The organism is Candidatus Methylobacter oryzae (assembly GCF_003994235.2).
In the GTDB taxonomy this organism is placed as follows: Bacteria; Pseudomonadota; Gammaproteobacteria; order Methylococcales; family Methylomonadaceae; genus Methylobacter_A; species Methylobacter_A oryzae.
In genome coordinates this window covers 43410-67529 of sequence record NZ_RYFG02000105.1, presented here as the reverse complement: position 1 = coordinate 67529, position 24120 = coordinate 43410, and the positions used below count along the sequence as shown (strand labels likewise).

Genomic DNA, 24120 nt, shown 5'->3' with positions numbered 1-24120 from the left:
CGGTCGGTAAGGGGTTATATTTACCTGTGGCTTAGAGGCTTATAAGGTTAACAACGGTCTCTTTGCATATCATCGTGTTAAATTTTAATCGTCATCAGCAGACGTTCCTGAATTGAACAGTTTAACCGAAATTTTGTTTGATAAGAGATTTTCGTTGTCGATTTGAGCGGTTTCCGCGCCAAATAAACCAAGTAATACCGGGTATATTATAATTACGCAGTAAGAAATTACTTACCTTGATAATTGTCGGTTCATTTGCTGGTTATAAATCCAGTTTTGATGGAATGGATTGTTATAAGGTCCATATGAAGGCGAGCCGGCGTTGGGAGCATAGGGATTATTAATAAAATTCCCATGACTATTCGGACTGTTATAAAGCGGTTGACCGCTTATCGGGTAAGGATGGCCGTAAACACCGTAAGGATTGGCAATATTGCCGGGGTTGTATGGAATAGAAGGATCATAAGGGCTATTGAATAAATCCGGGGCGTAAGGATTGCTGTAAGTTCCGTAAGGATTCGGCGTGCTGTATGGGGTGTACGGACTACCTAGGGCATGGGTTGAATATGGAGATTCGTGACGATGCCGGTGTGGAGGCGATAAGGATGGATTATCGTTAAAGCGGTTGTAGTAATGATTGTTATGCAGTTGTGAAGGATCGGGATTAAGGAATAAATTCGGGGTATCGGGGCGGCCGTTGATGCGATAAGGACTCGGGCCGTGGCTCCACGAGGCGTTCGATATCAATACTATGAACAGTGCAGTATAAAGTTGACGTTGCATGATAACCTCCTGCGGTCTATTAAGTAACGAACGGATTCAACGGTTGTCATAGAGCTGGTCAATCGGGAAAGATGGGAAATTCATGCCATCGCTTTCCGGTTTTTTAACGGCATTTCAAACTTGGCTATGTATTAATATCAAACAGCTTAGAGAACGCTTTAGTAACGGCTTGCTGATCGCTATTAGCCAAAATCCCGGCTTTCCTGATAATCAAGCGGTTATCCAGAGTGAATAATTTCATTCGAACAATCGAGGCGGAAGAAAGTCCGGCGCTCTTTAAATCGGAGATATGCACATCATATAACCAAGTCGAATTCTTGGCGCTGGTAATCATTGCCAAAACTGAATGTCCAACGGAAGTGTTGAATAAGCTGCCGGATAATACCAAGGCTGGTCTCTTTTTAGCCGTATCTTGATCAGTGAACGGAAAAGGCACAACCACAATAGAAAAGGATTCAAAGGTCGGCATACGCTTCGTCATCCGCAGCCGAATTCCACTCGCTTAGTGTTCCTTGCAGCGCTTCTGTATAGGGTATGTCGATGGAAGGCGCTTTGCGCAGATGAACGCCGGTCTGATCGATTTCAAATATAATCGCATCGCCTTCACGCAAATTCAGGGCTTTCAGTACCGGTTCAGGAAGAGTAGTTTGGTTGCGGTGAATTAATTGACTACTGGTTTGCATAGATTAAATTCCAGGTTAGATTAATACGTCATATAGAATGGTTTTGCGATAGCAAACTGCCGCATATGTACAAAGTCAAGCACACTCAGTTGAGTTGGGCTTTATACCTAAAGGGCATAAGTTTCGTTTGAGCAGGCGAGCTGCTCAACTCAGCTTTATAACGGCGCGCTCATTTTGCTTTGAGTTTCTCCAATAATTGCAGCGTCAAAGCATCTTGCCCTCCATTAAAATACTTATCAAGGATACGAGCAAACACTGAGCCTGGCGCGGCTACACAGGCGAACAGCGTCATCGAAGATTTAAGCTTTAAATCATCGGGATAACCGAAGATTTCCGAGACGCTTCGTCCTTCGACGGCCAAGACCGCTTCCGCGCATTCAAGCAGTCTTTTTCCAAGCACGGGATGATGCAAGTATTGCCGGGCTTCTTCGACGCTTTTAAGCGCATAGTATTTTGATGTGGCGCTGAAGCCCAAGCCATCCAGTTGAGGGAATATATACCACATCCAGTGCGTTCGTTTGCGGCCGTTTCTTAATTCGCCGAGAACGCCGTCATAGACGCTTTCTTGCGCGGTAGTGAAACGGCTTAAGTCGATGGTGTTGCTTGTGTTTATCATGCTGGCTTCACCATCGACAAGGAATCTCAAGAACGCCTGTTATACAAGCCCAGCACCGTTTTAACGTAATTCTGGGTTTCGGGGTAGGGCGGTATGGAGTTGTTGTACTTCATGACTGCGCCTTCGCCGGCGTTATACGCGGCAATGGCCAAGTGCAAATTCGAATCGAACATTCTGAGCAGGTCTTTCAAATAATGAGTGCCGCCGTCGATGTTTTGTACGGGATTGCGACGGTCGGCGACGCCATAGCGTCTTGCCGTATCGGGCATTAACTGCATTAGGCCGACGGCCCCGGCTGAGGATATTGCGTTGGCATCGTAAGCCGATTCCGCCTGAATAACGGCATGCAACAGGTTAACATCGATTTGGTGACGGTTGGCGGCCTCGGCGATCAGGTCGGCGAATCTCTTTTTGTTGACGCCGATAAAAGGCACGGCCGCGGCGTAATTTATCGGTCTTGTGCGTATGATGCGTTTATACAGGCTGTTCTTAGGTTTGTCGGTGTAGTAAACGCGGCCGTCGGTATCGATAAATTTGAAGATGTCGGCCATAGCTTCATTCGAGAGCAGTAAAGCGGTTAAAACCACGGCACAAATCCGCCCGGAGCGGATTTGCATTAACCCAAAGGGCGACAGGCAGGATAGCCTGGCGTGAGCTCTTATCATGGATTCACTCCTATTTGTCAGGTTTGATAACGATCATCGTTGCGGCTTTGACCGCCCTGTTCCTGGCTTCATCGACAGTTGCAGCGGTCGCTAACGCAACACCCATACGCCTGTGCGTAAACGCTTCAGGCTTGCCAAATAATCTGATTTCGCTGGTTGGGACGCTAAGCGCCTTATCCAGGCCTTCGTAAATGACTCCTTGTGCATCCACGCCGCCTAATATGACGGCGCTGGCTCCTGTGTCTTGCATGCCGGTATCGACGGGCAAGCCTAGAATGGCCCGGGCATGCAATTCAAATTCGTTTTGCCGTTGCGTGACCATCGTCACCATGCCGGTATCGTGCGGCCGGGGGCTGACTTCGCTGAACCAGACTTTGTCGCCCTTGATAAACAGCTCCACGCCGAACAGGCCCAGGCCGCCGATTTCATTAGTGATTTTTAAAGCAATGTCCTGCGCCGCTTTGATTGCAGCATCGCTCATGGCTTGCGGTTGCCAGCTTTCGCGGTAATCGCCGCTTTCCTGAACGTGGCCTATCGGCGCGCAAAAGTGCGTTTCGACGTCGCCTTGTTGATTTAAGGCGCGCACCGTCAGCAGGGTAATTTCAAAATCAAAGTCGATTTTGGCTTCGACAATGACTTTGCCTGTATCGACACGGCCGCTGGATTTGGCGTAATCCCAGGCTGCTTTAAGCTGATCCGCGCTTTTGACCATCGATTGGCCTTTGCCGGATGACGACATGGTCGGCTTGATAAAGCACGGATAACCGATGCCGGCGTTGACCGCCGCCTGCAATTCCGCAAAGCTTTCGGCAAATGCATAAGTCGACGTCGGAACTTTAACTTGCTCGGCGGCCAAAGTCCTGATGCCTTCGCGGTTCATCGTTAACTGAATCGCCCGGGCGTTGGGCACGACTGTACATTGGCCTTCCGATTCTATGTCAAGCAGTGCTTGAGTCGCAATCGCTTCGATTTCCGGGATGATGAAGTCCGGCTGTTCCTGCGCAATCAGTTTTTTGACCGCGTCGGTGTCGGTCATGTCGATCACATGGCTGCGATGCGCGACATGTTGCGCCGGTGCATTCGGATAACGATCGACGGCAATCACTTCGACGCCGTAGCGTTGCAGGGCAATGGTCACTTCCTTGCCCAGCTCGCCGCTGCCGAGCAGCAGGGCTTTGGTTGCGCTGTTTGATAATGCGGTGCCTATTTTCATTGTGAATCTGCCAGATAGTTGTCGATGTCTTCTTTGGAAAAGCCGATTTTTTTCGCCACGCGGTCGGCATGGCTGACGCGGGAAATACCCGGAACCAGTTTGTAAGTCGGCGCGTCGTTCGCAAATTCGACCTGTTTCGGCAAGCCTATGCGTTGAGCAGCGAAATGATCGACCAATTGGTGATTATGGGTGATTAAAATAGTGCTGTTGCCTTTGCGGTAAAAGCCGTTCAGCACATTCGACGACGATTCCATTTTTTCTTCAAAGGTCGTGCCTTCTGATAACTCGTCCAGTACGACCAGGCTTTTCGGGGTTGCGGCCAGGAAAATTTCCTTGGTTCTTTTCAACTCGGTACCGAAGCGGCCTTCGCCGTCGTCCAGATGGCTGATGTCGGGCGCTTGATAAAAAATCCGGTCGGCGACGGTCAAAGTTGCGGATTTGGCCGGCACATAGCAGCCGACTTGCGCGAGCAGTTGGATTTGCGTGACGGTTTTGCAAAAAGCCGTCTTGCCGCCGCTGTTCGGGCCGGTGATCAGCACCAATTTGTCATCTTCCAGCACAAAATCGTTGCCGACATAATCCGGATTTTGTTTGCCTAGTACCGGGTTTCTGGCATCGGCCAGGTTTATCCGGTGATGCGGCGCGTCAACCCATTCAGGCAGCACTTTATTTCCGCCGAATGCATCGGCAAATTTGATAAACGACAGCAATTCATCGATTTGGCCCAGCGCATCCAACGTTTCTGCGACTGCCGGGGATTTTTTGAATTCGTTTCTTAGCGGGATAATGCAGCTATCCCTGTCAAAGCCGCCGACGATCGGGTAATAAACCAGTAAAAAAGGCACAAAAAAAATGCTCGCAGTCGGAATCGCCTCGACTGAAACTTGGAACATATCGGTCGGAAAGAAGTGGGCCAATGTCCAAACGGCTGCGAAAAACAGGCTGATCAGCAACGGCTTGAATAGCCGGGGCCTGAAAATCACTGCTGGCGAGAAAGAGCCTTTCCGTTGTTCTTTGCATTGAATGGCATTCTCAGTGATGTAAACCGGCCCTTCCATTAATGAATAAGGGCGGGATAATGCAAAGGCTTTTATCTTGTCGCAAATAGCTTTTAAGTATTCGCTTTGCGGAGTTTCGACGGCTTGAATTTGCTCGACCAATTCCAGCATGAAACGGATGCCGCGTTTGTATTGCAGGTAGCCGTAACCTTCTATTTCATTATCTTCCCTGGCCGTACCGAAGGTGCCAAGGAATTCGCCGAACAATAATAAATAGAAGTTTTTTTCATTGGTTACAGCCTGTTGCACAATTTGCTCAAGCTGCTCTTTGAGTGCCGGATTGTTGCGCAGTTCCTCAACGGCTTGCTGTTTTGCGTTAATTGCATCCGGATCGTCCAGCGGCTGGGCTAAAGATCGATATAACACTGCTTGTCCGGCAATTGTCGAGGCATGGTTAACAGAGTCGAACAGTTCATCGACTTCAATGGTGTTGAACGTTCTTTGGTCGATAACACCGTCACTTTCCAGCGGCCGGCTGGATTTGATATTCGGCCAATTGCTGTCTTGCCAGTTTTCTAATAGTGTTCTATTCATCTTTTAGCCTTTTGTCCGCCATTTGCAGCATTAGTGTAAACAAATTAATTCACCACGAAGACACGAAGGGCCCGAAGAAAAGCCAAGAAAATTTTGCGGCCTCGGCAATTGCCCCTGCATTGCTAAGCCACAAGAATGTGGCGAATGCAGAAAATGCAGGAGCGGTTTTCTGCTTACCTCCTGTTTAACCCAAAGGGATGTGAGGGCCGCGATTGCTCCATGCAAAAATAGTCGTCCGTGTCTTCGTGGTGCGATGCCTTTAATTAAAGCTTCTGCTCAAGCAGGCTAACTATAGCATCAACATGAGCTTCTGAGTCATTTAGCGCCGCGATATAGCGATATTCCTTGCCGCCGGCCTCGATAAAAACAGCTTTGTTTTCCATCGCTATTTCTTCCAGGGTTTCCAGGCAGTCCACCGCGAATCCCGGACAAACAATATCTATCTTTTTAATGCCTTGGGCTGGAAGCGCTTTCAATGTATCGACACAGTAAGGTTTCAGCCATTGCGCTTTGCCGAAACGCGACTGGAATACAATCATCCATTGCTTGTCATCAAGGCCCAGTTTCTCTGCAATCAGCGTAGCGGTTTTATGGCATTGATGGAAATAAGGATCGCCCCATTTCGTGAGCTGCTCGGGCAAGCCGTGGAAGGACATCAGCAACAACTCGTTCTTGCCGTGCTGCCGCCAGCATTGCTCGATAGCTTCGGCAACCGCGGCAATATAATGACTGTGCTGGTGGTAATCGCTGATAAAGTGAATGTGCGGCAGGTGTTTCCATTGGCTCAATTCCTTGACCATATCGTCGTAGATCGAGGCAGTGGTGGTCGAAGAATACTGAGGATACAACGGCAGGATAATCAAGTTATCGACGCCTGCGTTTTTGAAAGCTCTTAACTGCTTGGCTATCGAGGGTTCGCCGTAGCGCATCACGTGTTGGGTTGTGACGCCTTTGCAATGCAGCTTGTCGGCAACCCGTTCGGTCAATTTCAGGGTCAGGAAGATCAACGGCGAACCGTTATCGGTCCAGATTTTGCGGTAGGCTGAGGCCGATTTGCGGGGACGGAAAGGCAGCACGAAAAAATGCAGTATCACCCACCACAATGGCCGGGGCAGGTTGACGACGCGCGGGTCCCAGAGAAATTCCTTTAGAAAGCGCCTGACTGCCGATGTTGTCGGGGCGGAAGGCGAACCCAGGTTCGCCAGTAGTACGCCGGTTTTTTTGGTTTTTACGAGTTCGACTTCGCTCATTACAGCTTTAGGTTTGGCGATTGATCAGGTTTAAAAACTCCGAGCGGGTACTGATTTCCTTGCGGAAAATCCCGGTCATGACTGAGGTTGTCATGATTGAGTTTTGTTTCTCGACGCCGCGCATCATCATGCACAAATGTTTGGCTTCAATCACCACCGCGACGCCGCGCGCTCCGGTTGCCAGTTCAATCGCGTCCGCTATTTGTTTGGTTAGCACTTCCTGGATTTGCAGGCGGCGCGCATACATATCGATTACGCGCGCAACTTTGGACAAGCCCATAACCTTGCCTTTCGGCAAATAACCCACGTGACATTTGCCGATAAACGGCAACAAATGATGTTCGCATAAAGAATACAGTTCAATATCCTTTACGATGACCATGTCTTCGGTATCGGCGGTAAAAATGGCGCCGTTCAATACTTCTTCCAGCGATTTTTCGTAGCCGTTGTTTAAGAATTTGAAAGCTTTGGCTGCGCGTTTTGGCGTATCGAGCAAGCCCTCGCGATTTAAATCCTCACCGACTGCTTCGATAATTTTGGCAAAATGCTCTTCCATTGTTTGACTCTCACTTATAAAAAATAGCCCGGCAGTATACACATTGGGCCTTGAATTTTAAAGCTTCCGCTCCAGACCGAATTGCCGCAAATTAAATGTAAGCCTAAAGTTGCCGAAAAGGGGAGGGCAATTACAGATAGCCGAAAGCAACCGGATTACCACGATGGGAAAACAGGCGCGACAAGCCTATTTAAGCTGAATTCGGGATAAGAAAACTGAGCATGAGTGGCGCCTTCGTGTAAGATTTTGTTTTCGCAAACAAATCTTAACCTGAACCGGGAGGCGCTCATCGACAGTTTAATTGAACTTTATTGCCTGATCGACGATTTTTGCCGTGAGTTTGAGCCTAGCGGAGCTGATGACGCTCGCCATCCTGTTCCATCCGTTGCGCTACCGCGAGTTCAAGCACTTTTACCTGGGCTATGTCCGCCGTCATTTACGTGCCGAGTTACCCACGTTGCGTGGAACTCCTGCCCCGCTGTACGGTATCGCCAGCGGCTTTGTTCGATCTTCTCAAGTGGCAATGCAGACCGCCCTTGCAGTCTGAGACAACAAGCGCATTCCGCGGCACAACGTCTTCAAAGGCTATGCGGAACGGGGCAAAACGTCGGTGGGCCGGTTTTACGGCTTTAAGCTGCAATTCGAAAGGCGAACTGCTCCGGCTCAAGTTAACGCCCGGCAATGTCGATGATCGCAAGCCGATGCCTGAATGGTGCCAAGGGCTGTTCGGCCAATTTTTTGCCGATAAATGCAATCGGCTTAATGGCTTATCACGAACACTCAGGTTATGTTAGAGAAAAAGCTAAAACCAAAGCAGCAGACAGAAAATACCGATTACATAAGCGACGATTAATTTCCATTGACGTTCACGATACAAGGATTAAAGCGGATCTCTTGCCTAGATAGCAATTGCCTTCTGCATGGGATCCTGCGGTTTTTCAGGCGTGTATTTGGGGCGGGTAAACTGACGCCCCATGAACAAATCATTGCTGACCATCGATATATCTTCCAGCCATCGGGAAGATAACTGGCAAGCTTCCGAATAGGGCGGCTCTGTGCAGAGTTCTACCGCCCCGTCAGCCAGTATATTGAAATGCAATCCGGGTAATGGCCGCACACGCATGTTCGGCAACTGCGCGGAGAAATCCATGATGCTCGGCTCATTGTAGTTGAGCAGATCGAGCAGCAGCTTGGGGGCCTGATAAAGCGGCAGGCTGCCGAACTTAACCGGCCCGCGCTTGCCGTCGATAATAACCATCGGCGTACTGACATAGTCTTTGAACATAGTTGGCGTAAAATCGCTACGATTAGCCGACAGTACGCCTGATTCGACATAGCCTGCAAAGTTCTCGCCCAGAAAGGGCAGGTGGTCGCCGAACACCACGATAATGCTTTCCGGATCGCGCTTACACAGTTCATTGATAAAGACCATCAGCTCCTTCGACTTATAATAAACGGTGTTGGCATAGGCCGACACTTCCTCGACTTCGGACGATGAGCTGATTTTATTGGGCCTGCTTTCGTTTAGCGGATAATTCCAGTGTCCGAAATAGGTCACGATATAATCCAGAACCGGTTGCCCTGCATCCAGCGACCCGGATATTTTCTCCAGCACCTGGCGGTATAAAGTGCTGTCGGACATAAATTCCTGATTCATGTCATCCTGGACAAAATCTTCCAGCGACCAGTAGGTTTGAAAACCCATGCGTTTATAAGCATTAACACGGTTCCAGAATACCGGCACATTCGGGTGCGAGGCGATAGTCCGGTAGTTCTTGTCGGCCAGAATATGCGGCAAGCAAGGCGCATCGTTAAGTAACTGGCGTTCGAATTTGACCGCGTCCTTGACCACCGGAAATCCGCATAACATCTCAAACTCGGAATTGGCGGTAAAGCCGCCGAACACCGGGGTCAGCGCATGTGAGTATCCGGCGTTTTTCCACAGCTCGCGGAACTCGGGAGAAAGCGGGTTTGGTTTAAACTTTGCCTTCTTCAGCGTATTGGGATCCCAGAAAGATTCCAGTAGCACGATATGGATATTGCGTGGCGTAAATGTTTTAGCGGCGGCTTCCTCCTCGTTAAACGCGACTGCCATTGTAGCGTCAGATAACGAATCCGCACGACTGGCGGCCAGCAATTTAGCGGCGGCTTCTTGAGCCGTATCGGCGTCAGGAATTATTTCGGCAGCGCCGAAATAGCGAGCGCTTTCCAATAGCGTGTACAGCGTTGCGCCACGCCAAACATAATTGGAACGCTGATCCCATACCGAGTTGCCAAAGTAACCGTCCATTGGTTCCAGTAGGGTAGTAGGTTTGTAAACTACGGTAATGCCGAGCAAAATGATAAACAGACTGGCCAAGTAAGCGCTCCAATGGCGCATGCTGAAATTGAATAACAATAGGCTGGCAATGGCGGCTAGCGGTATGGCGGCAGCAAAGAACTGCCAGCCGTCCAGTATTAAAAGCAGCGATTGCAGGGCAAAAACATCATCCGGCATAATCGGCCCGCCGAAAAATGATATTTTTACCGCGTTACCGATATACAACAGTCCCATCAGCAGCGCATGAATCACCAGAAAAATCCATGCTCGCCTCGATAAGGCATAAAGTACGTAAGCGGCAAGCAGTTGCAGCAAGTAATCGTAAGGCACCGATGCCGGCAATATTTGTACATCGAATTGGAAAGTGCTGATCAGGTAATACAACGCATAAAACAGCGTCGTGGAAAGTAGCGGCAGTAATTTCAGTAGCATTAGATTAGATATGGATATGCTTGAGTAATTAGGTTTACGGTGGAATTGCCTATTTTTAGAACAAGATTAGCCTTAGCCATCGCTTTACGATGACCGGTGAAAGCCAAGCAAGCCTGCTATTTCGCTTCAACAACGACTGAGTTACCTTTCTCATCGGTACGGCTCAGCAAACCACGGATCGAGCCTTTTTGGCGAACGAAGGGCGCTTAAAGGAGCCCCAGGATTTGCTGTGGCGATTTCCAGTATCGCTGTAAACGGAACATCCTTAGCCGAGACAGGCGTTGCAAGGCATATAAATGCGGCAAGGATGCTAAAAAGCATAAGTTTCTTCATATTCATAATTACCCCCATCTACTGACAATAAAACGATATATGTGTTGCCTGCTACTCTGCGTCGCCGGTTCCAGCGCGATTCATGTCAGCAAGCTTTTCAAGCTCCTCTTTTTTAGCCGAATCCACCCCGACGCTGACTATAAAACTGGTAACCGCTTCAATATCCATATCCGACTTTACAACCTTTGATTGATGCACAACAACAGTGAACCCTGAAGTAGGGTTTGGGGAAGTGGGTACGTAAACAACCAGCATTTCGCCCGCCTTATTGGTGACATAACCCGGCACCCATAAGCCTTCTTTGGGGTATTCGATAAAAACAATTTCTTTGGCGACGCTTTTTTCCTGGCTGCCGAGCAGATTGACCAGTTTTTTACTGACCCTGTAAATCGTCCTGATCATTGGAATCCGGTTAATCAATAATTCCAACCGATGCAGCATCCACATTTTTTCGGATACGGTGACCCGATAGCCGGTATAAGCGATTGCAACAAAAGACAGCGTGAATGCCAAGACAGTCAAAAAGATATTGTTGGAGTATCCGTAAACATAAATAAAAAAGTCCCTGAGGATGGTCTCTAAAAACACCAGGACTTGCATGACAATAACGACCGGAATCAGCGCTAAAATGCCGACGATAAAATATTTCAGGCTCGATTTGATAAAACTAAGCATGTTGGGCTCCTGGGTTTTTAAAAAAAGACGGAAACTCGATATATATTGCATAAAACATTAAATAATGATTTACCTGTATCAATGCAGACAATCTTTAGTCTTGGCATTCCTTTAATTTGTGACGCCATCTGCTTCAGGCTCGGCAATGGTTTCCCTGCGCGCAATCTCAAGTTAGGTCGCTGCCTCGCTCGCCGGTGCTAATATGCCCGCCTTCATCGACATTGATAACGTAGACCTTACCCGCGCCATGCTGATGCGTATTGGCAACGGTCATGATGGCATTGAAAATAGTGCTCACCAATTCGTCTCTGGCGAAAATCTCGATACGCTTTTTCGGCATGAACGGTGAGTAATTCTGCTGCTCGATGACTCTTTTACTGTCGAAACCTTCGTAATCGGACACGCTCATGCCTGGAAAACCGGGTATCTCAAGCAATGTCTGCGTCAGTTTGGGCAGCATAAACGGTTGAATATAAGCGCGAATTTCTTTCATGCCATGTCTCGCGTTTCATGTTCTTCTTCAAAATGACGGTAAAGCGCCGGCAACATAGTCAACGTCAGGATTGTCGCCGTAATAAGTCCGCCGATAATCACTACCGCGAAAGGTTTCGCGGTTTCAGAGCCGACGCTGGTCGATAACGCCGCGGGCAGCAAGCCCAATATCGCCATCAGCGCGGTCATCACCACCGGCCGCAACCGGCTGACCGAACCTTGCACGATCGCGTCATGCAGCGGCATGCCTTCGCGCCGGAGATGATTAATCTGGGTCAGCAAAATAACACCATTTTGCACCGCGATGCCGAACAACGCGATAAAGCCGACCGCCGCCGACACGCTCAAATGGATGCCGGCCAGCAATAAAATCACCAAGCCCCCGATCATCGCGAACGGCACGTTCATGACGATCAGCGCGGCGTTTTTCAGCGACTGGAACGCCCAGAACAACAAAACAAAAATCAATACGAGGCTGATCGGCACGATGAACGACAACCGTTTCATCGCCCGCTGCTGGTTCTCGAACTGGCCGCTCCAGACAATCCGGTAGCCCGGTTCCAGCACGACCTGTTCGGCGACTTTTTCCTGCGCTTCGGCGACAAAGCTGCCTTGGTCGCGGCCGATCAAATTGCACTTGATCGCGATCCTGCGCATGTTGTCTTCTCGGCTGATCCGGGACGCGCCCTGGTTGATTTTAATCTCGGCCAATTCGGCCAACGGAATGCGCGCGCCGGTCGGCGACATCACGGTAATGTCCTCGATGGCGCCGGCCGAATCGCGGGCCGCGCCGGTCAGCCGCACGGTGATGTCGAAACGGCGCTCGCCTTCGAGCATTTGCGTCGCGGTCTTGCCGCCGATGGCCATTGCAATCACATCTTCCACGTCGTCGACGTTGATGCCGTAGCGCGCGGTCTTGGCCCGGTCTATCGCTATCACCATCTGCGCCAGCCCCGATTGCTGCTCGGCGGCGACGTCGGTGGAGCCCTCTATCGAGCGCAGGATACGGGTAATCTGGTTGGCTTTGTCCTGCAACACTTTCAGGTCCTCGCCGAAAATCTTGATCGCAATCTCGCCTTTAACGCCCGAAATCGCCTCCTCGACGTTATCCTGTATCACTTGCGAGAAATTGAACTGCAAGCCTGGGAACACTTCCAGGCGTTTTTGCATGGCTTCGACCAATTCGTTTTTATCGCGGTAGCGCCAGGTGTCTTTAGGCTTCAAGTCGATCAGGACTTCCAGATTATTGAAGCCTTTAGGATCGGTGCCGTCCTCGGGCCGTCCCAATTGGGTCAACACCGATTTGGCTTCGCTGAACTCGTGCAAGCGTTCGCGCACGTCCCGTTCCAGCATCTTGGCCTTGGATAGCGATACCGGCGTCGGCAACGTGATCGTCAGCCAGATATTGCCTTCGTCCAGCTTGGGCATGAATTCGGTGCCGATCATCGGCGTCGTCGCCAGCGACAACGCCAGTGCCAGGGCCGCGCCGGCGAACAGTTTGCGCGGATGCCGCAACACCGCTTCCAGCGCAGCGCGATACCATTTTTCCATTTTCTCGACCATCGGGTTGTGTTTTTCAATCAATTTGGGTCCAAGCAAGTAGCTCAACAACACCGGCACCAGCGTCAGGCTGATGATCAACGAGCCCAGCAATGCAAAACTGAGCGTGAACGCCATCGGCGAGAATATCTTCGCCTCGACCCGTTGGAACGTGAAAATCGGCAGGAATGCGATAATGAAAATGGCCTTGGAAAACAGGATAGGCCGCGCCAAGTCCACCGCAGTGATCAGCATCGACTGGCGCATATGCGCGACGCTGGCTTTCTGCGCCATCTCCAGCGTCACTTTAACCATGATCGCCTCGACCAGTACCACGGCGCTGTCGACGATGATGCCAAAGTCGATCGCGCCCAACGAAATCAGGTTGGCGGATACATGCTGGGCGTCGATCAGGATAAACGCGAACATCAGCGACAGCGGAATCACGGCAATAACGACCGCCGACGCCAATCCCCGGCGCAGGAACACGACCAGGATCGCCAGAATCAGCGCCGCGCCTTCGATCATGTTGTGCCCGACGGTATGAACCGTATGCTGCACCAGCTCGGTACGGTCGTATATCGGAATGATTTTGGCGCCGGGCGGCAGCATATGGCTGTTCAGCGCGTCGATTTTTTCCTTGACACCCTGCAATACCGCGATTGCGTCCCAGCCTTTAATCAACAGGACCACGCCCTCGACGACATCGTCGCGTTCATTGAAGCCGACGATACCGTTGCGCGGCTGCGGCCCGACCTGGATTTTGGCGACATTCTTGACCAATACCGGTACGCCGTCGCGGCTGGCGATGACGATGTTGCCGATTTCGTCGGCGGTTTTCAGCAGGCCCGCGCCGCGAACGACCAACGCCTCGTAGCCGTGCTCGATATAGCCGCCGCCGGTATTGGCGTTATTGGCCGCGACCGCCTGGTAAACTTCTGGCAGCGTCAGCCGGTAATCCCGGAGTCTATCGGGATCGACTTCAATCTGGTATTGCTTGACGCCGCCGCCGAAAGCCACGACATCGGCGACGCCCTGCACGGAACGCAACGTCCGTTCGATGACCCAATCCTGCAACGCCCGTTGTTCGATCAGCGGATAATTAGGCGCTTCAATACGGTAGCGGTAAATCTCGCCGACGCCGGTGGTCAACGGCCCCATCACAGGCTGCGCTCCATCCGGCAAGCTGCTGCTGACAGCCCTTAGTCGCTCAACAACTTGCTGCCGCGAGAAATAATCCTCAGCCTCATCATCAAAAGTTAACGTGACCACGGACAAACCGAAAATCGATACCGAACGCATGTTGATCAGATGCGGCAAGCCGTTCATTTCTTTCTCAATCGGCAAACTGATCAGCTTTTCCACTTCCTCCGGAGCTTGCCCCGGATATTGGGTCACGACTTGCACGAAAACGTTCTGCACATCGGGAAAAGCCTGCACCGGCAGACGCTGGAACGAAATCACGCCGGCGATGACCAGCAGCACTGCCGTGCCGATAATTAACAACCGTTGCTGTAAACAGAATGCGATGATTTTATGAATCACAATTCGCCTTCTCCGCTTTGTTGTTCGGAATCTTGTTCGGTGCGCAGCAGCAGAGCGCCATCGATAACCAAATGTTCTCCCGGATTCAAGCCCTCCTGGATCACGGCTCTATCTTTAAGGCGCAGGCCTGCTTTGACCGGGCGTTTTTGATAGTGATAATCGCCGATGTCAACGTAAACCCAATCGGATTCTTCTTCGGTAAACAGTGCCGTCAACGGCACTACCACTGCTTTATCGTCCGGCGCGCTTTGCACTTCGATAGCCGCGTACATGGCCGGCAGCAGACGCAGGTCGTCATTAGACAGCGAGCAGCGCACTTTAACCGTGCGCGTGGCTTCGTCAACAACCTGGCCGATGTGGCTGACGGTCGCGGTGAAAACCTCGTTCGGGTACGCCGGCACGCGGACCTGCACTTGCGCGCCGGACCGGATCAGGCCGAGGTTTTTTTCGAAAATATCCATCTGCACCCAAAGCGAGCTCAAATCGGAAATTACGAACAGCGGATCGGCCAAGTCGGGCCTGATTTCCATGCCGGGATTGATGTTGCGTTCGGTGACCACGCCCGCGATAGGCGTTTGCAGCGCGAAGCGATTGTCGGTGCGGCCGGTACGCACGCCAAGATTGGCCAATCTGAGTTTGGCCCGTTCGGCTTCGCTACGCGCCCGCGCCAAACTGTCCTGGGCTTGCTCCTGGTCCTTGCGTGGCGCGATGCCGTGCTTGTACAGTTCCATCATGCGCTGGAAGGCCCGTTCGGCCAGTTTTAAATCGGCCGTCGCGCCTGCATAATCGGACTGCGCCTGTCCCAGCTCGGGGCTGTCCAGCGCCGCCAGCGTATCGCCGGCTTTAACATGGGCGCCCAACGTAGCGATAGAACCGGTCACGCGTCCGGCGATAGGTGAGGACACACGGGCCGTGCGGGTTTCGTCGTAACTGATTTTACCGGTAACCGGTTCCATCAACGGCCGCCGTACCGGTTCGACAACCGCTTCCTTAATGTAATTGCGCTTGGGCGAATTGGGGCTGAGGAAGACTTCATTCTTAGGCGGCTTTGGCGCCGGACGTTGCTGCTTGTTGTCAGGTTGGCAAGCCAGCAAAGACAAACCGAGCAGTCCTGCGGCCAGTCGGACCGGACTAAAAAACTTCATATTCATAATTTGACTTCTTCTCCATAAGCCATCAACAAATCCGCCCAGGCGTTGCTGCGGTTCGCCAGGGCGGTGTAATAATCCAGCATCATTGCTTTGTAATTGCGTTCCGCGTCGATCAGCTCCAACAGTCCTACCGCGCCTTTTTGATAGGCAATCTCCTGGGCTTTGCGCAGATTTTCGATGCGTTTTAGCGCCGACGATTCGAACCGTTGCGAGATAGCCGCGGCGCTTTGCCAAGCCGACAGGGCTTTCATCAGGTCGGCCCGAACGCTCTGCTCCGCCTGTTTCAATGCCAGTTCGGACGTGCTCAGGTTGATGCGGGCTTTGGAAATCTCTCCTTCCTGGCGGTAAAACAACGGCAGCGGCACGCTGAAACCGAGGCCGGCGCTTTCGGTAAAAAAGTTGCCCGGATCGCGTTGGTAAAACGCATTGACGGTCACGTCGGGAATCGCCAACCGGTTCGCCAACGTCAGCATTTTGCCGGCTTGCTCAATGCGCACGCGCGCCGCTTGCAAGTCCGGCCGGCGCTCCAGCGCCAACTCGGCCAATTGATCCTGGCCGGCTTTGGCCAGCGCCGGATTGGTTTCCGGCCAGGCATCGACCGCGGAAATCTCCAGGCTGTTTTCCGGCCACCCCAGCAGTAACAGCAAGTCAGCCCTGGCCTGGTTCAACACGGTTTTGGCTTGGTCTTGATCGGCCTGGGCTTTCAGGCTTTCGACTTCGATGCGGGTAAAGTCCGTTGCCGCGATGTCGCCGACCCGGAGCCTGACCTCGTTGACGCGCAGGATTTCGCGGTAGCGCTCGTAATTCTCGCCGGCGATTTGCGCGCTCTTTTGCGCCAGCAACAGGCTGTAAAAACCGCGCCGCACCGCATTGGTCAAGGTCCGGGCGGTATCCTTCAAATCGAGGCTGACCGCTTCGGTCGCCAGTTCGCTGCTTTCTATCCGCAACCGCCGTTTACCGGCGGTTTCGATAAGCTGCTCGATTTGCGGCGATATGGCGGGTAGGGAGCTTACGCTATTGTTTGGCTCGCGGAACATATTCGGGGTCAGCGATGAGATAGTAAAACTGAATACCGGGTTTGGAATCGCGGCCGCGATAATCTCTTGCGCGCGCGCATCGTCGATATTGAAGCTTGCGGCAATCAAACCGAGGTTGCGTTGATAGAACAGGGCGATAGCCTGCTGTTCAGTAATGGCTAATCCGGTTCCCTGTGCTTGTGTTGCAGCTTGTAACGTTGTAATCCATAAAGAAAAAATCAGGCAAACTAAAGTTTTAGTCTTAGTGAAGTTGCTCATATTACGGTATCGATACGCTTGATTAACTGTCATCTTGTTTATCTTCCGCGCAACGACAGGATGTTTCCGATCGACGGTATGGGGTCATGAGTTATGTATTGCGTGAAATATTAAGGGTTTGGTTAAAAATAACTTCTTGCTTAAGCGGGTTGAGGTACTCGCTTGTCAGGGCTTTGTGAATATTGTCAATAATCATGCCAAATTCTCTCGACAAGACCGTTGGCGCTGATTATGAATTACAAGGCTTTGTTTTAAATTATAAAATATGTCTAAAAAGAAAGTTTGAACGGCAAACTTGCGCTGTTATTAATCCGTTAGTCAAAATGATTGTGTTGCGATAAACTACAAGGCTGTAGTAAATCGAAACACATTATTTTCATGCGCATTTCCACTAAGCTCACGCTGTCTTTAACGTCCATTGGCTTGTTGATATTTATCGGATACGGTCTTTATCATCTTTCGATTGAAAAACGTGATTTAGCCCGAAATATCAGCCTGCAAACAAAACTACTCGGTAAAAGTCTGCAAATCGCTGTTGAAAATGCCATGCGAGACAAGCAGTTGACTGACATTACAGAACTGTTGCAAGGGCTTGAGCAAATTGAACCGGCATTGAAAGTTCGGATTTACGATGAAAACGGTAAGGCTTTCCCGGATGCTATCGGTAATTCTTACGCAAGCGATTTTCAGGAAAGGCTGCATGCCGCTTTGAAAGATGATCAAGACGATCAGTTTTTTTATCCCGAAGAAGACCCCGAATACATTACCCTGCTTTTGCCTCTACAAAACGCGCAGGGGGAAAGGCTTGGCGTTCTGGTGTTTGTGCGCGTCCTGCATGAAATGCGCCGCGACCTTGACGTGACCCGGCGTAACCTGGCGACTTCCACGATTGCTTTTATTGTGATTGCCGCACCGCTTTGCACGCTTATTTGTTTGATTTATATCGGCTGGCCCTTGCAACGGTTGAGCGATGGCATGAAACAAATTCGGGACGGAAATTTCTCCCCGCTACCCCTTATACCCAAAGGGCATAAGTTTCGTTTGAGCAGACAAGCTGCTCAACTCAGCTTTATCAATCACCAGGATGAAATCGGCGTACTGCTGAAGACCTTCAATATAATGGCTGCGGAATTGGCCAACGCCCGGCAAAAACTTAAGGAGGAGGCGCAATCACGTCGCCAAGTCCAGGCCGCGCTTCAGGAAGCGGACAAATTGATTACCATCGGACAGTTATCAGCCGGGCTGGCGCATGAAATCGGTTCACCGCTGCAGATATTGAAAGGCCGGGCCGACTATCTGCTGTTGTGCGCCGGCCAACCCGAAGAAATCATCCGCCACGCACGGATATTGGCTTCGCAAACCGAGCGCATTACTCGCATCGTCCAACAATTGCTGGAATTCACGCGGAGGCGCCCGCCCCATTTCACCCGTATTGATTTACGCGAACCCGTGAATGCCGTACTCAATCTATTGAAATACGAAGCGCATAAGAAACAGGTCGAACTAAGTTATGAAGCCGTAACAGACCTGCCTCCGATCCTTACCGATAGCGACGGCATCCAACAAATTATCTTAAACCTGGTTACCAATGCCTTAGCCGCAACCGGCGCGGGAGGCCGGATTGTTGTTGCCGTCGAGCCCTGTCCCGCCCACAGCAAAACTGCCGAAGCGATACAGCTCACTGTTCGGGATGACGGCTGCGGCATGTCCGAAGAAACGCTAAAACACCTGTTCGACCCGTTTTTTACTACCCGCCAAGAACAAGGCGGCGTTGGGCTTGGCCTGGCTGTAGCCCGAAGCATTGTTACCGCGCACCACGGCAGCATTAAAGCCGAAAGCGCGCTTGGGCAAGGCAGCACCTTTACCATCATTTTGCCTGTGGAGAACCCCGGTCATGGTCTTGGCTGAGCAAGCAATGCAAAAAAATAAGCAGTTATTGGTCATTGATGACGATGTCGGCGTTGTCGAGTACTTGACCGAAATACTCACCGTCAGCGGTTATAGCGCAAGCGGCGAAACCGATCCGCAACAGGTGTTGCAGCGTTTGGAAACCGAGCACTTCGACCTAGTGATCAGCGATGTAGAAATGCCCGGCATGCGCGGCCTGGATTTGATGGCGGCCATTCATGAGCGCAAGCCTGGACAGTTGGTTCTGTTGATCACCGCTTTCGGCAGCATTGATCTGGGGGTGCGCAGTTTACAAGCGGGGGCCTGCGGTTTTGTCACTAAGCCGTTTTCTTTGAACGATTTAACGTCCGCCATTGAACGCGCCTTTAGAGATCGGCAAATGCGTAGAGAAATTGTGCGTGTCGCTACAGCGGACCGGGATTTCATTCCTCGCGAATTGGTTGCGGAAAGCCAGAAGATGCAGAAAATCCTACAACTTGCCGATCGGGCGGCCCGGATCGATTCGCCGGTACTGCTGACAGGGGAAAGCGGTGTCGGCAAGGGCGCTTTGGCGCGCTTTATTCACGAGCATAGTCCGCGCACCAACGGCCCTTTTTTGCAAATCAACTGCGCCGCATTACCGTTTACATTGGTGGAAAGCGAATTGTTCGGGGTGCGCAAAGGCGCCTACACCGATGCGCGTGAACATCGTCCGGGATTGTTTGTTGAAGCTGAGGGCGGCACCCTGTTTCTGGATGAAATCGCGGAAATGCCGTTAGCGATTCAACCCAAACTGCTGCAAGCATTGGAAACAGGCAAGGTCAGACCCGTAGGAGCCGGTAGCGAAATCGCCACCGATGTCCGTATTATCGCCGCTACCAACCAATCCATAGAAAAAGCCTTGCAAAACGGATTGATACGCCAGGACCTTTACTATCGGCTTAATGTCATTCGTTTTGAAATTCCGCCCTTAAGAGAGCGCCTGCCCGATCTGGAATACTTGGTAGATCATTTATTGCAAAATGCCCAAACAAAGCTGCAACGGCAAATCCACGGCATATCCGCCGAAGCGATGAGGTGGATTCGCGCGTACTCTTGGCCGGGTAATGTGCGCGAATTGGCTAATATGCTGGAGAGAGCGGTGGCCTTGACTGATCATGACACGATCCTGTTGGAAGACTTGGCCCAGGCCACCCAGATACCGGTTGAGGACAACTTTTTAGGAAAAGCCGCAACACAGTCGATGACCTTGGCGGAATTGGAAATTGCCTATATCCGCCGCATTTTGGAAATAACCCAGGGCAACAAGGTGCAAGCCGCTAAAATTCTGGGCATTGACCGTGGCAGGCTGTATCGGAAGCTGGAAGATTAAAGTTTGGACATGGCCGTAGTCGTTCCGTATCCATTCAGCCACAGCTTGCGCGGATGTGCGGAGAATCGTCATTGTCGACGAAAATGACGGATTTTAGCGCTGGATTAATCACGCATTAATCGCTCTCTTAGGTATTTTGCGGTCAGGTAGCCCAAAATCGCTCCCCATATCATCATAAAGACTCCGTGTAATATGATTTCCAAATTAAGCCTATGGCCTTGCGCATAGTAATCGTAGAAATAATCTATTGTTACAATGCAAGCTGTTATATATACAGCGCTTTTAAATTTAACGGCGTGCGCATGAAAATAACTAACGCCTAGGACGATAAAACCTATTAAAAACCTTAGGCCTGCATGGATTGACCAATGAAGATCGAGTAACGGGGTTTTTAATAACGCTATATTCAAAAAATAGAGCAACACAGTTCCTGCAACAAAAGAAAAAACGAGCATTTTCATAACACCACCTCTATGCATTCAATCATACATTCATAGTATCCCGTTTTTTGTTCGAAGTTAACATTACTGTATCCCGCGTCACTATTCGATAATCATGGTCAAAATACTCAGCCTGTTTAAGCGCTATTCTTGTTGCAAATACAGCGCCGACAGATTAAGGATGTAAATGATGAACATGAACAGGCTGCCCCAGCCTACCGTCTTGAACAAGCGTTGTTGCGGACGCTACCGAAGCCCGACAATGGCAATGCCGGTCATCATGATGGCAGACTGGATCGTAACCAGATGCACCGGCGAAACGTTGGCGAGGAGAGGGCACTTCAAGCACGCCATATCATCAATGGCGATAATGACCGGATTGAACAAGTTGCTGCCCAACAAGTTGCTGATGGCCATGTTCAACGCTCCGATTCTCAACGCCGAAACAGGACCGCCACTTCGGGTAATGAAGTAGCAAAAGCTACGAACACCGTACCCACGAAACTCCGTTGCCAGTCCATGGCTTCGGCCGTTATCGGAAGCCTGGTTCCCATCAAAACCACCACTTCACTAAACAGTTTGGCCGTTAAAACATTAAGCTTAATTCTTTAGCCGCTTGCATGTTAATCGTTTGATGTAAGATACCGGAATTAAAGCATTTCAGCGGACAAGCTATTTCAAGTATTAAGAGAGTTAGCCCTTCATGTGTTTTCACATGTCTCGGTTACAGCTAATGCGAGGTATCGGCTCTGACTCTCGCTTACCTTTTTCTATGAAGCAATGCGGGGCAGTTCCACGTTCCTAGTTTGGGATATAAGAAAATGGAATACGGATGACACGGATTTGATCTTCAACACCTATGCTTGGCAAATTTGATTTTTATCTGTGTGCTTCCGCTTAAATTCGCGTCATCCGCGTTCTCTTGTCTGAAGCGCATTCAACAGCACATTAATGTCCGCGCCGGGTTTACAGACATTCTCGCTAAGATGCCGACGCCAGCCCCTGGCGCCCGGTTCGCCATGAAACAGGCCCAAAATATGACGGGTTATGCTGTTTAAGCGCACGCCGTCTTTACGGTCCAGCTGTTCCTGAATATAGGGGATTAGCCGTTCCATAATCATTTCCCGGGAACGGGGGGCTTCGGACTCGCCATAAAAGCGCCTGTCCACTTCGGCCAGCAAATACGGATTATGATAAGCCTCCCGGCCTACCATCACGCCGTCGACATGCTGCAAGACTTCTTCGGCCTGATCCAGTGTCAGGACACCTCCGTTCAGGATGATTTCCAGCTGCGGAAAATCCTGTTTTATTTGATAGACGACATCGTAGCGCAACGGCGGAATGTCGCGGTTTTGTTTGGGCGATAAGCCGCTCAGCCACGCCTTTCTGGCATGAATAATAAAAGTCTTGCAGCCAGCATCGGCAATGGCCGAGATAAAATGCGCCAATTCTTCGTAAGAATCGCGCTCGTCAATGCCGATTCTCGACTTGACCGTGACCGGAATCGAAACCGCCTGAGCCATTGCGGCAACGCAGGCGGCAACCAGCTCGGGCTCTGCCATCAGGCAAGCGCCGAAACGGCCGTTTTGGACCCTGTCGCTCGGGCAGCCGACATTTAAATTCACCTCGTTGTAGCCGTAATCTTCAATCATCTTCGCGCAGATAGCCAGCTCGCGCGGATTGCTGCCGCCCAATTGAAACGCAACCGGTTTCTCCGCGGCATTAAATTGCAAAAAACGGTGATGGTCGCCGTGAATCAACGCGCCGGTCGTCACCATCTCGGTATACAAGAGCGCGTGTTGCGAGATCAGCCGGTGAAAATAACGGCAGTGCCTGTCGGTCCAATCCAACATCGGCGCAACGCAGAATTTTCTGCTGGGATATGTCTGTGTTTCTTTGCTATGTGTCAATTTCTTACCGGGTAGTTGAGTGAGTTACGGGGTGGCGTTGGGGCAGGGGGTGAATCCGATTTGAAGCGATATTATAACGGGACTTCCCTGCTTAAACGAAACTTATGCCCTTTGGGTATAAAGCTGAGTTGAGTTAGCTTGTCTACTCAAACGAAACTTATGCCCTTTGGGTATAAAGCTGAGTTGAGTTAGCTTGTCTACTCAAACGAAACTTATGCCCTTTGGGTATAAGCAGGAATCGGGCAGGCAACCGTGTCGGTTTTCATCCTGCTCTCGAATCCTGATCCATGTAAAATAAGCCGGAATTTTAACGAGGAATTACTTTTGGACACACAGACTCTCTGCCTTTGCGGCTCCGGCATCGAATACGCTCAATGTTGCGGCCCGTTTCATTCCGGCGAAAAAAAGCCGTTAACTGCCGAAGCTTTGATGCGCTCGCGCTTCACCGCTTATGCGATGCATAACGCCGGCTATTTACAACAGACTTGGGACGCCACTGTGCGGCCTGAATTGATCGATTTTTCCAAGGAAAAAGTCGAATGGCAACGGCTGGAAATCGGCAACACTAAAAAAGGCGGCGTTAAGGATGCCAAAGGCGTAGTGGAGTTTAAGGCGTATTATTTACAGGATGGCGAAGAATACGTGATGAACGAGATCAGCCAGTTTGTTAAACGGGCGGGCGGCTGGTTTTATCTGGACGGCGTGGTTAAATCGATCGGCAAGGTAGGCCAGCAGACTAACCTGGGTAAGAATGCGCCGTGTTCTTGCGGTAGCGGCAAAAAGTTTAAACGCTGCTGCGGAGCTGCGTGAGGTTGAGTCTAAAGGGCGGCCGGTTTGGCTGCCGCCCTTGCTCGGATTACTTAAAAAAGTTATTTTTCATCTTTTGTCGGTTCTTCCGATTCCCCGATCAACGCAGATAAACAGTCCATCTGGCTTTCGGTATAGTTCGCGCGAGCCTCTGCAAACTCTTTTGGCGAACCGAAATCCTTGTTCAATTCATCAATAGTCTTTTTTGGATCTTGAGACGAGGACAGCGTCAGCCATTTTGTATAGTTACGGTAAGCAGTCAGACGCTTGGGGTCGAGCGCAAAAATACCGGGCATGCGGTTTGACGTTGTATCGACGACGCATTTAGCCATGCGTTCGGGGGATAATTTATAGTCCTTAACATCTTTTTCCAACTGCATTTGATCCAATACAGCCTGTTCGAATTGTTTTTTATCCGAGCAACCTGAGAGTAATAATGCCGAGAGGGAAAGAAGCAGTAGTTTTTTCATGTCTGTATATCCGTAATGAGTGAAAACGCGATGTGCGGCATTATACGTCAGGTGCAAGGTAAAAGGTTCAAGGGGAAAGGTTTTTTCGTTTTGA

Annotated in this window: 22 protein-coding genes and 1 pseudogene; 4 read left to right on the top strand and 19 right to left on the bottom strand. The window is 50.7% G+C overall.

Going from position 1 to position 24120, the window contains the following annotated elements:
* Positions 1-231: 231 nt before the first annotated feature.
* The 9 genes from EKO24_RS14230 to folE all read right to left on the bottom strand — a co-directional run bounded on the left by EKO24_RS14230 (position 232) and on the right by folE (position 7358).
* Positions 232-783 (bottom strand): hypothetical protein, encoded by a 552-nt coding sequence (locus EKO24_RS14230; RefSeq protein ID WP_127028580.1) that lies wholly within the window; start codon positions 781-783, stop codon positions 232-234.
* A 124-nt stretch (positions 784-907) separates the two neighbouring features.
* On the bottom strand, positions 908-1252 hold the full coding sequence (locus EKO24_RS14225; protein ID WP_127028592.1) for a type II toxin-antitoxin system PemK/MazF family toxin: 345 nt from the start codon (positions 1250-1252) through the stop codon (positions 908-910).
* Positions 1239-1466, bottom strand: coding sequence for an AbrB/MazE/SpoVT family DNA-binding domain-containing protein (locus EKO24_RS14220; RefSeq protein ID WP_127028579.1), 228 nt, complete (start codon positions 1464-1466; stop codon positions 1239-1241). Before EKO24_RS14220 ends, EKO24_RS14225 begins: the two co-directional genes overlap by 14 nt.
* 169 nt (positions 1467-1635) lie before the next feature.
* Positions 1636-2082, bottom strand: coding sequence for a DUF1810 domain-containing protein (locus tag EKO24_RS14215; RefSeq protein ID WP_127028578.1), 447 nt, complete (start codon positions 2080-2082; stop codon positions 1636-1638).
* Between the two features lie 26 nt (positions 2083-2108).
* The gene (locus EKO24_RS14210; protein WP_196240025.1) at positions 2109-2747 is read right to left on the bottom strand and encodes a transglycosylase SLT domain-containing protein; all 639 of its coding nucleotides are present in this window, start codon (positions 2745-2747) and stop codon (positions 2109-2111) included.
* Between the two features lie 10 nt (positions 2748-2757).
* Positions 2758-3960, bottom strand: coding sequence for a formate-dependent phosphoribosylglycinamide formyltransferase (gene purT, locus EKO24_RS14205; RefSeq protein WP_127028577.1), 1203 nt, complete (start codon positions 3958-3960; stop codon positions 2758-2760).
* Positions 3957-5552 (bottom strand): MutS-related protein, encoded by a 1596-nt coding sequence (locus EKO24_RS14200; RefSeq protein ID WP_127028576.1) that lies wholly within the window; start codon positions 5550-5552, stop codon positions 3957-3959. Before EKO24_RS14200 ends, purT begins: the two co-directional genes overlap by 4 nt.
* A 263-nt stretch (positions 5553-5815) precedes the next feature.
* On the bottom strand, positions 5816-6802 hold the full coding sequence (gene hemH / locus EKO24_RS14195) for a ferrochelatase (RefSeq protein ID WP_127028575.1): 987 nt from the start codon (positions 6800-6802) through the stop codon (positions 5816-5818).
* Positions 6803-6809: 7 nt separating this feature from the next.
* Complete coding sequence (gene folE / locus EKO24_RS14190; protein ID WP_127028574.1) at positions 6810-7358, bottom strand: GTP cyclohydrolase I FolE; 549 nt, start codon at positions 7356-7358, stop codon at positions 6810-6812.
* A 288-nt stretch (positions 7359-7646) separates the two neighbouring features.
* Here folE and EKO24_RS22555 point away from each other — a divergent pair.
* Positions 7647-8107 (top strand): annotated as a pseudogene (locus tag EKO24_RS22555) (transposase); the annotation flags it as partial.
* Positions 8108-8256: 149 nt separating this feature from the next.
* On the opposite strand, the gene EKO24_RS14180 reads toward EKO24_RS22555, so the two are convergent.
* The 6 genes from EKO24_RS14180 to EKO24_RS14155 form a co-directional block, all read right to left on the bottom strand.
* Positions 8257-10110 (bottom strand): LTA synthase family protein, encoded by a 1854-nt coding sequence (locus EKO24_RS14180; protein ID WP_127028573.1) that lies wholly within the window; start codon positions 10108-10110, stop codon positions 8257-8259.
* A gap of 384 nt (positions 10111-10494) precedes the next feature.
* Positions 10495-11118, bottom strand: a complete 624-nt coding sequence (locus tag EKO24_RS14175) for a DUF502 domain-containing protein (RefSeq protein WP_241674551.1) — start codon at positions 11116-11118, stop codon at positions 10495-10497.
* A gap of 166 nt (positions 11119-11284) precedes the next feature.
* The gene (locus EKO24_RS14170; RefSeq protein ID WP_127028572.1) at positions 11285-11611 is read right to left on the bottom strand and encodes a P-II family nitrogen regulator; all 327 of its coding nucleotides are present in this window, start codon (positions 11609-11611) and stop codon (positions 11285-11287) included.
* The gene (locus EKO24_RS14165; protein ID WP_127028571.1) at positions 11608-14694 is read right to left on the bottom strand and encodes an efflux RND transporter permease subunit; all 3087 of its coding nucleotides are present in this window, start codon (positions 14692-14694) and stop codon (positions 11608-11610) included. Before EKO24_RS14165 ends, EKO24_RS14170 begins: the two co-directional genes overlap by 4 nt.
* The gene (locus tag EKO24_RS14160) at positions 14691-15845 is read right to left on the bottom strand and encodes an efflux RND transporter periplasmic adaptor subunit (RefSeq protein WP_127028570.1); all 1155 of its coding nucleotides are present in this window, start codon (positions 15843-15845) and stop codon (positions 14691-14693) included. Before EKO24_RS14160 ends, EKO24_RS14165 begins: the two co-directional genes overlap by 4 nt.
* Positions 15842-17173: a TolC family protein gene (locus EKO24_RS14155; RefSeq protein WP_206667278.1), complete on the bottom strand. Its 1332-nt coding sequence runs from the start codon at positions 17171-17173 to the stop codon at positions 15842-15844. Before EKO24_RS14155 ends, EKO24_RS14160 begins: the two co-directional genes overlap by 4 nt.
* A 345-nt stretch (positions 17174-17518) precedes the next feature.
* Here EKO24_RS14155 and EKO24_RS14150 point away from each other — a divergent pair, with 345 nt between their 5' ends.
* Positions 17519-19048 carry an ATP-binding protein gene (locus EKO24_RS14150; protein WP_127028569.1) on the top strand — a complete coding sequence of 510 codons (1530 nt, stop codon included), beginning with the start codon at positions 17519-17521 and terminating at the stop codon, positions 19046-19048.
* A gap of 7 nt (positions 19049-19055) precedes the next feature.
* On the top strand, positions 19056-20399 hold the full coding sequence (locus EKO24_RS14145; RefSeq protein WP_127028568.1) for a sigma-54-dependent transcriptional regulator: 1344 nt from the start codon (positions 19056-19058) through the stop codon (positions 20397-20399).
* Positions 20400-20503: 104 nt separating this feature from the next.
* Here EKO24_RS14145 and EKO24_RS14140 read toward each other — a convergent pair whose 3' ends face one another.
* The 3 genes from EKO24_RS14140 to dusA all read right to left on the bottom strand — a co-directional run bounded on the left by EKO24_RS14140 (position 20504) and on the right by dusA (position 22692).
* Positions 20504-20860: a hypothetical protein gene (locus EKO24_RS14140; RefSeq protein ID WP_127028567.1), complete on the bottom strand. Its 357-nt coding sequence runs from the start codon at positions 20858-20860 to the stop codon at positions 20504-20506.
* A 225-nt stretch (positions 20861-21085) separates the two neighbouring features.
* The gene (locus tag EKO24_RS22410; RefSeq protein ID WP_154671597.1) at positions 21086-21256 is read right to left on the bottom strand and encodes a hypothetical protein; all 171 of its coding nucleotides are present in this window, start codon (positions 21254-21256) and stop codon (positions 21086-21088) included.
* A gap of 491 nt (positions 21257-21747) precedes the next feature.
* Positions 21748-22692: a tRNA dihydrouridine(20/20a) synthase DusA gene (dusA, locus tag EKO24_RS14135; protein ID WP_241674553.1), complete on the bottom strand. Its 945-nt coding sequence runs from the start codon at positions 22690-22692 to the stop codon at positions 21748-21750.
* 381 nt (positions 22693-23073) lie between these two features.
* Between dusA and EKO24_RS14130 the strand changes: the two genes are divergently transcribed.
* On the top strand, positions 23074-23559 hold the full coding sequence (locus EKO24_RS14130) for a YchJ family protein (protein ID WP_127028565.1): 486 nt from the start codon (positions 23074-23076) through the stop codon (positions 23557-23559).
* Positions 23560-23618: 59 nt separating this feature from the next.
* Here the strand turns inward: EKO24_RS14130 and EKO24_RS14125 are convergent, their stop codons facing one another.
* The gene (locus EKO24_RS14125) at positions 23619-24026 is read right to left on the bottom strand and encodes a hypothetical protein (protein ID WP_127028564.1); all 408 of its coding nucleotides are present in this window, start codon (positions 24024-24026) and stop codon (positions 23619-23621) included.
* Positions 24027-24120 lie beyond the last annotated feature (94 nt).

What these genes read in the sequence shown, in the direction of transcription:
- EKO24_RS14230 (WP_127028580.1), bottom strand. Translation starts at nt 783, where the DNA reads ATGCAACGTCAACTTTATACTGCACTGTTCATAGTATTGATATCGAAC.
- EKO24_RS14225 (WP_127028592.1), bottom strand. Translation starts at nt 1,252, where the DNA reads ATGCCGACCTTTGAATCCTTTTCTATTGTGGTTGTGCCTTTTCCGTTC.
- EKO24_RS14220 (WP_127028579.1), bottom strand. Translation starts at nt 1,466, where the DNA reads ATGCAAACCAGTAGTCAATTAATTCACCGCAACCAAACTACTCTTCCT.
- EKO24_RS14215 (WP_127028578.1), bottom strand. Translation starts at nt 2,082, where the DNA reads ATGATAAACACAAGCAACACCATCGACTTAAGCCGTTTCACTACCGCG.
- EKO24_RS14210 (WP_196240025.1), bottom strand. Translation starts at nt 2,747, where the DNA reads ATGATAAGAGCTCACGCCAGGCTATCCTGCCTGTCGCCCTTTGGGTTA.
- purT (WP_127028577.1), bottom strand. Translation starts at nt 3,960, where the DNA reads ATGAAAATAGGCACCGCATTATCAAACAGCGCAACCAAAGCCCTGCTG.
- EKO24_RS14200 (WP_127028576.1), bottom strand. Translation starts at nt 5,552, where the DNA reads ATGAATAGAACACTATTAGAAAACTGGCAAGACAGCAATTGGCCGAAT.
- hemH (WP_127028575.1), bottom strand. Translation starts at nt 6,802, where the DNA reads ATGAGCGAAGTCGAACTCGTAAAAACCAAAAAAACCGGCGTACTACTG.
- folE (WP_127028574.1), bottom strand. Translation starts at nt 7,358, where the DNA reads ATGGAAGAGCATTTTGCCAAAATTATCGAAGCAGTCGGTGAGGATTTA.
- EKO24_RS14180 (WP_127028573.1), bottom strand. Translation starts at nt 10,110, where the DNA reads ATGCTACTGAAATTACTGCCGCTACTTTCCACGACGCTGTTTTATGCG.
- EKO24_RS14175 (WP_241674551.1), bottom strand. Translation starts at nt 11,118, where the DNA reads ATGCTTAGTTTTATCAAATCGAGCCTGAAATATTTTATCGTCGGCATT.
- EKO24_RS14170 (WP_127028572.1), bottom strand. Translation starts at nt 11,611, where the DNA reads ATGAAAGAAATTCGCGCTTATATTCAACCGTTTATGCTGCCCAAACTG.
- EKO24_RS14160 (WP_127028570.1), bottom strand. Translation starts at nt 15,845, where the DNA reads ATGAATATGAAGTTTTTTAGTCCGGTCCGACTGGCCGCAGGACTGCTC.
- EKO24_RS14155 (WP_206667278.1), bottom strand. Translation starts at nt 17,173, where the DNA reads ATGACAGTTAATCAAGCGTATCGATACCGTAATATGAGCAACTTCACT.
- EKO24_RS14150 (WP_127028569.1), top strand. Translation starts at nt 17,519, where the DNA reads ATGCGCATTTCCACTAAGCTCACGCTGTCTTTAACGTCCATTGGCTTG.
- EKO24_RS14145 (WP_127028568.1), top strand. Translation starts at nt 19,056, where the DNA reads ATGCAAAAAAATAAGCAGTTATTGGTCATTGATGACGATGTCGGCGTT.
- EKO24_RS14140 (WP_127028567.1), bottom strand. Translation starts at nt 20,860, where the DNA reads ATGAAAATGCTCGTTTTTTCTTTTGTTGCAGGAACTGTGTTGCTCTAT.
- EKO24_RS22410 (WP_154671597.1), bottom strand. Translation starts at nt 21,256, where the DNA reads ATGGCCATCAGCAACTTGTTGGGCAGCAACTTGTTCAATCCGGTCATT.
- dusA (WP_241674553.1), bottom strand. Translation starts at nt 22,692, where the DNA reads ATGTTGGATTGGACCGACAGGCACTGCCGTTATTTTCACCGGCTGATC.
- EKO24_RS14125 (WP_127028564.1), bottom strand. Translation starts at nt 24,026, where the DNA reads ATGAAAAAACTACTGCTTCTTTCCCTCTCGGCATTATTACTCTCAGGT.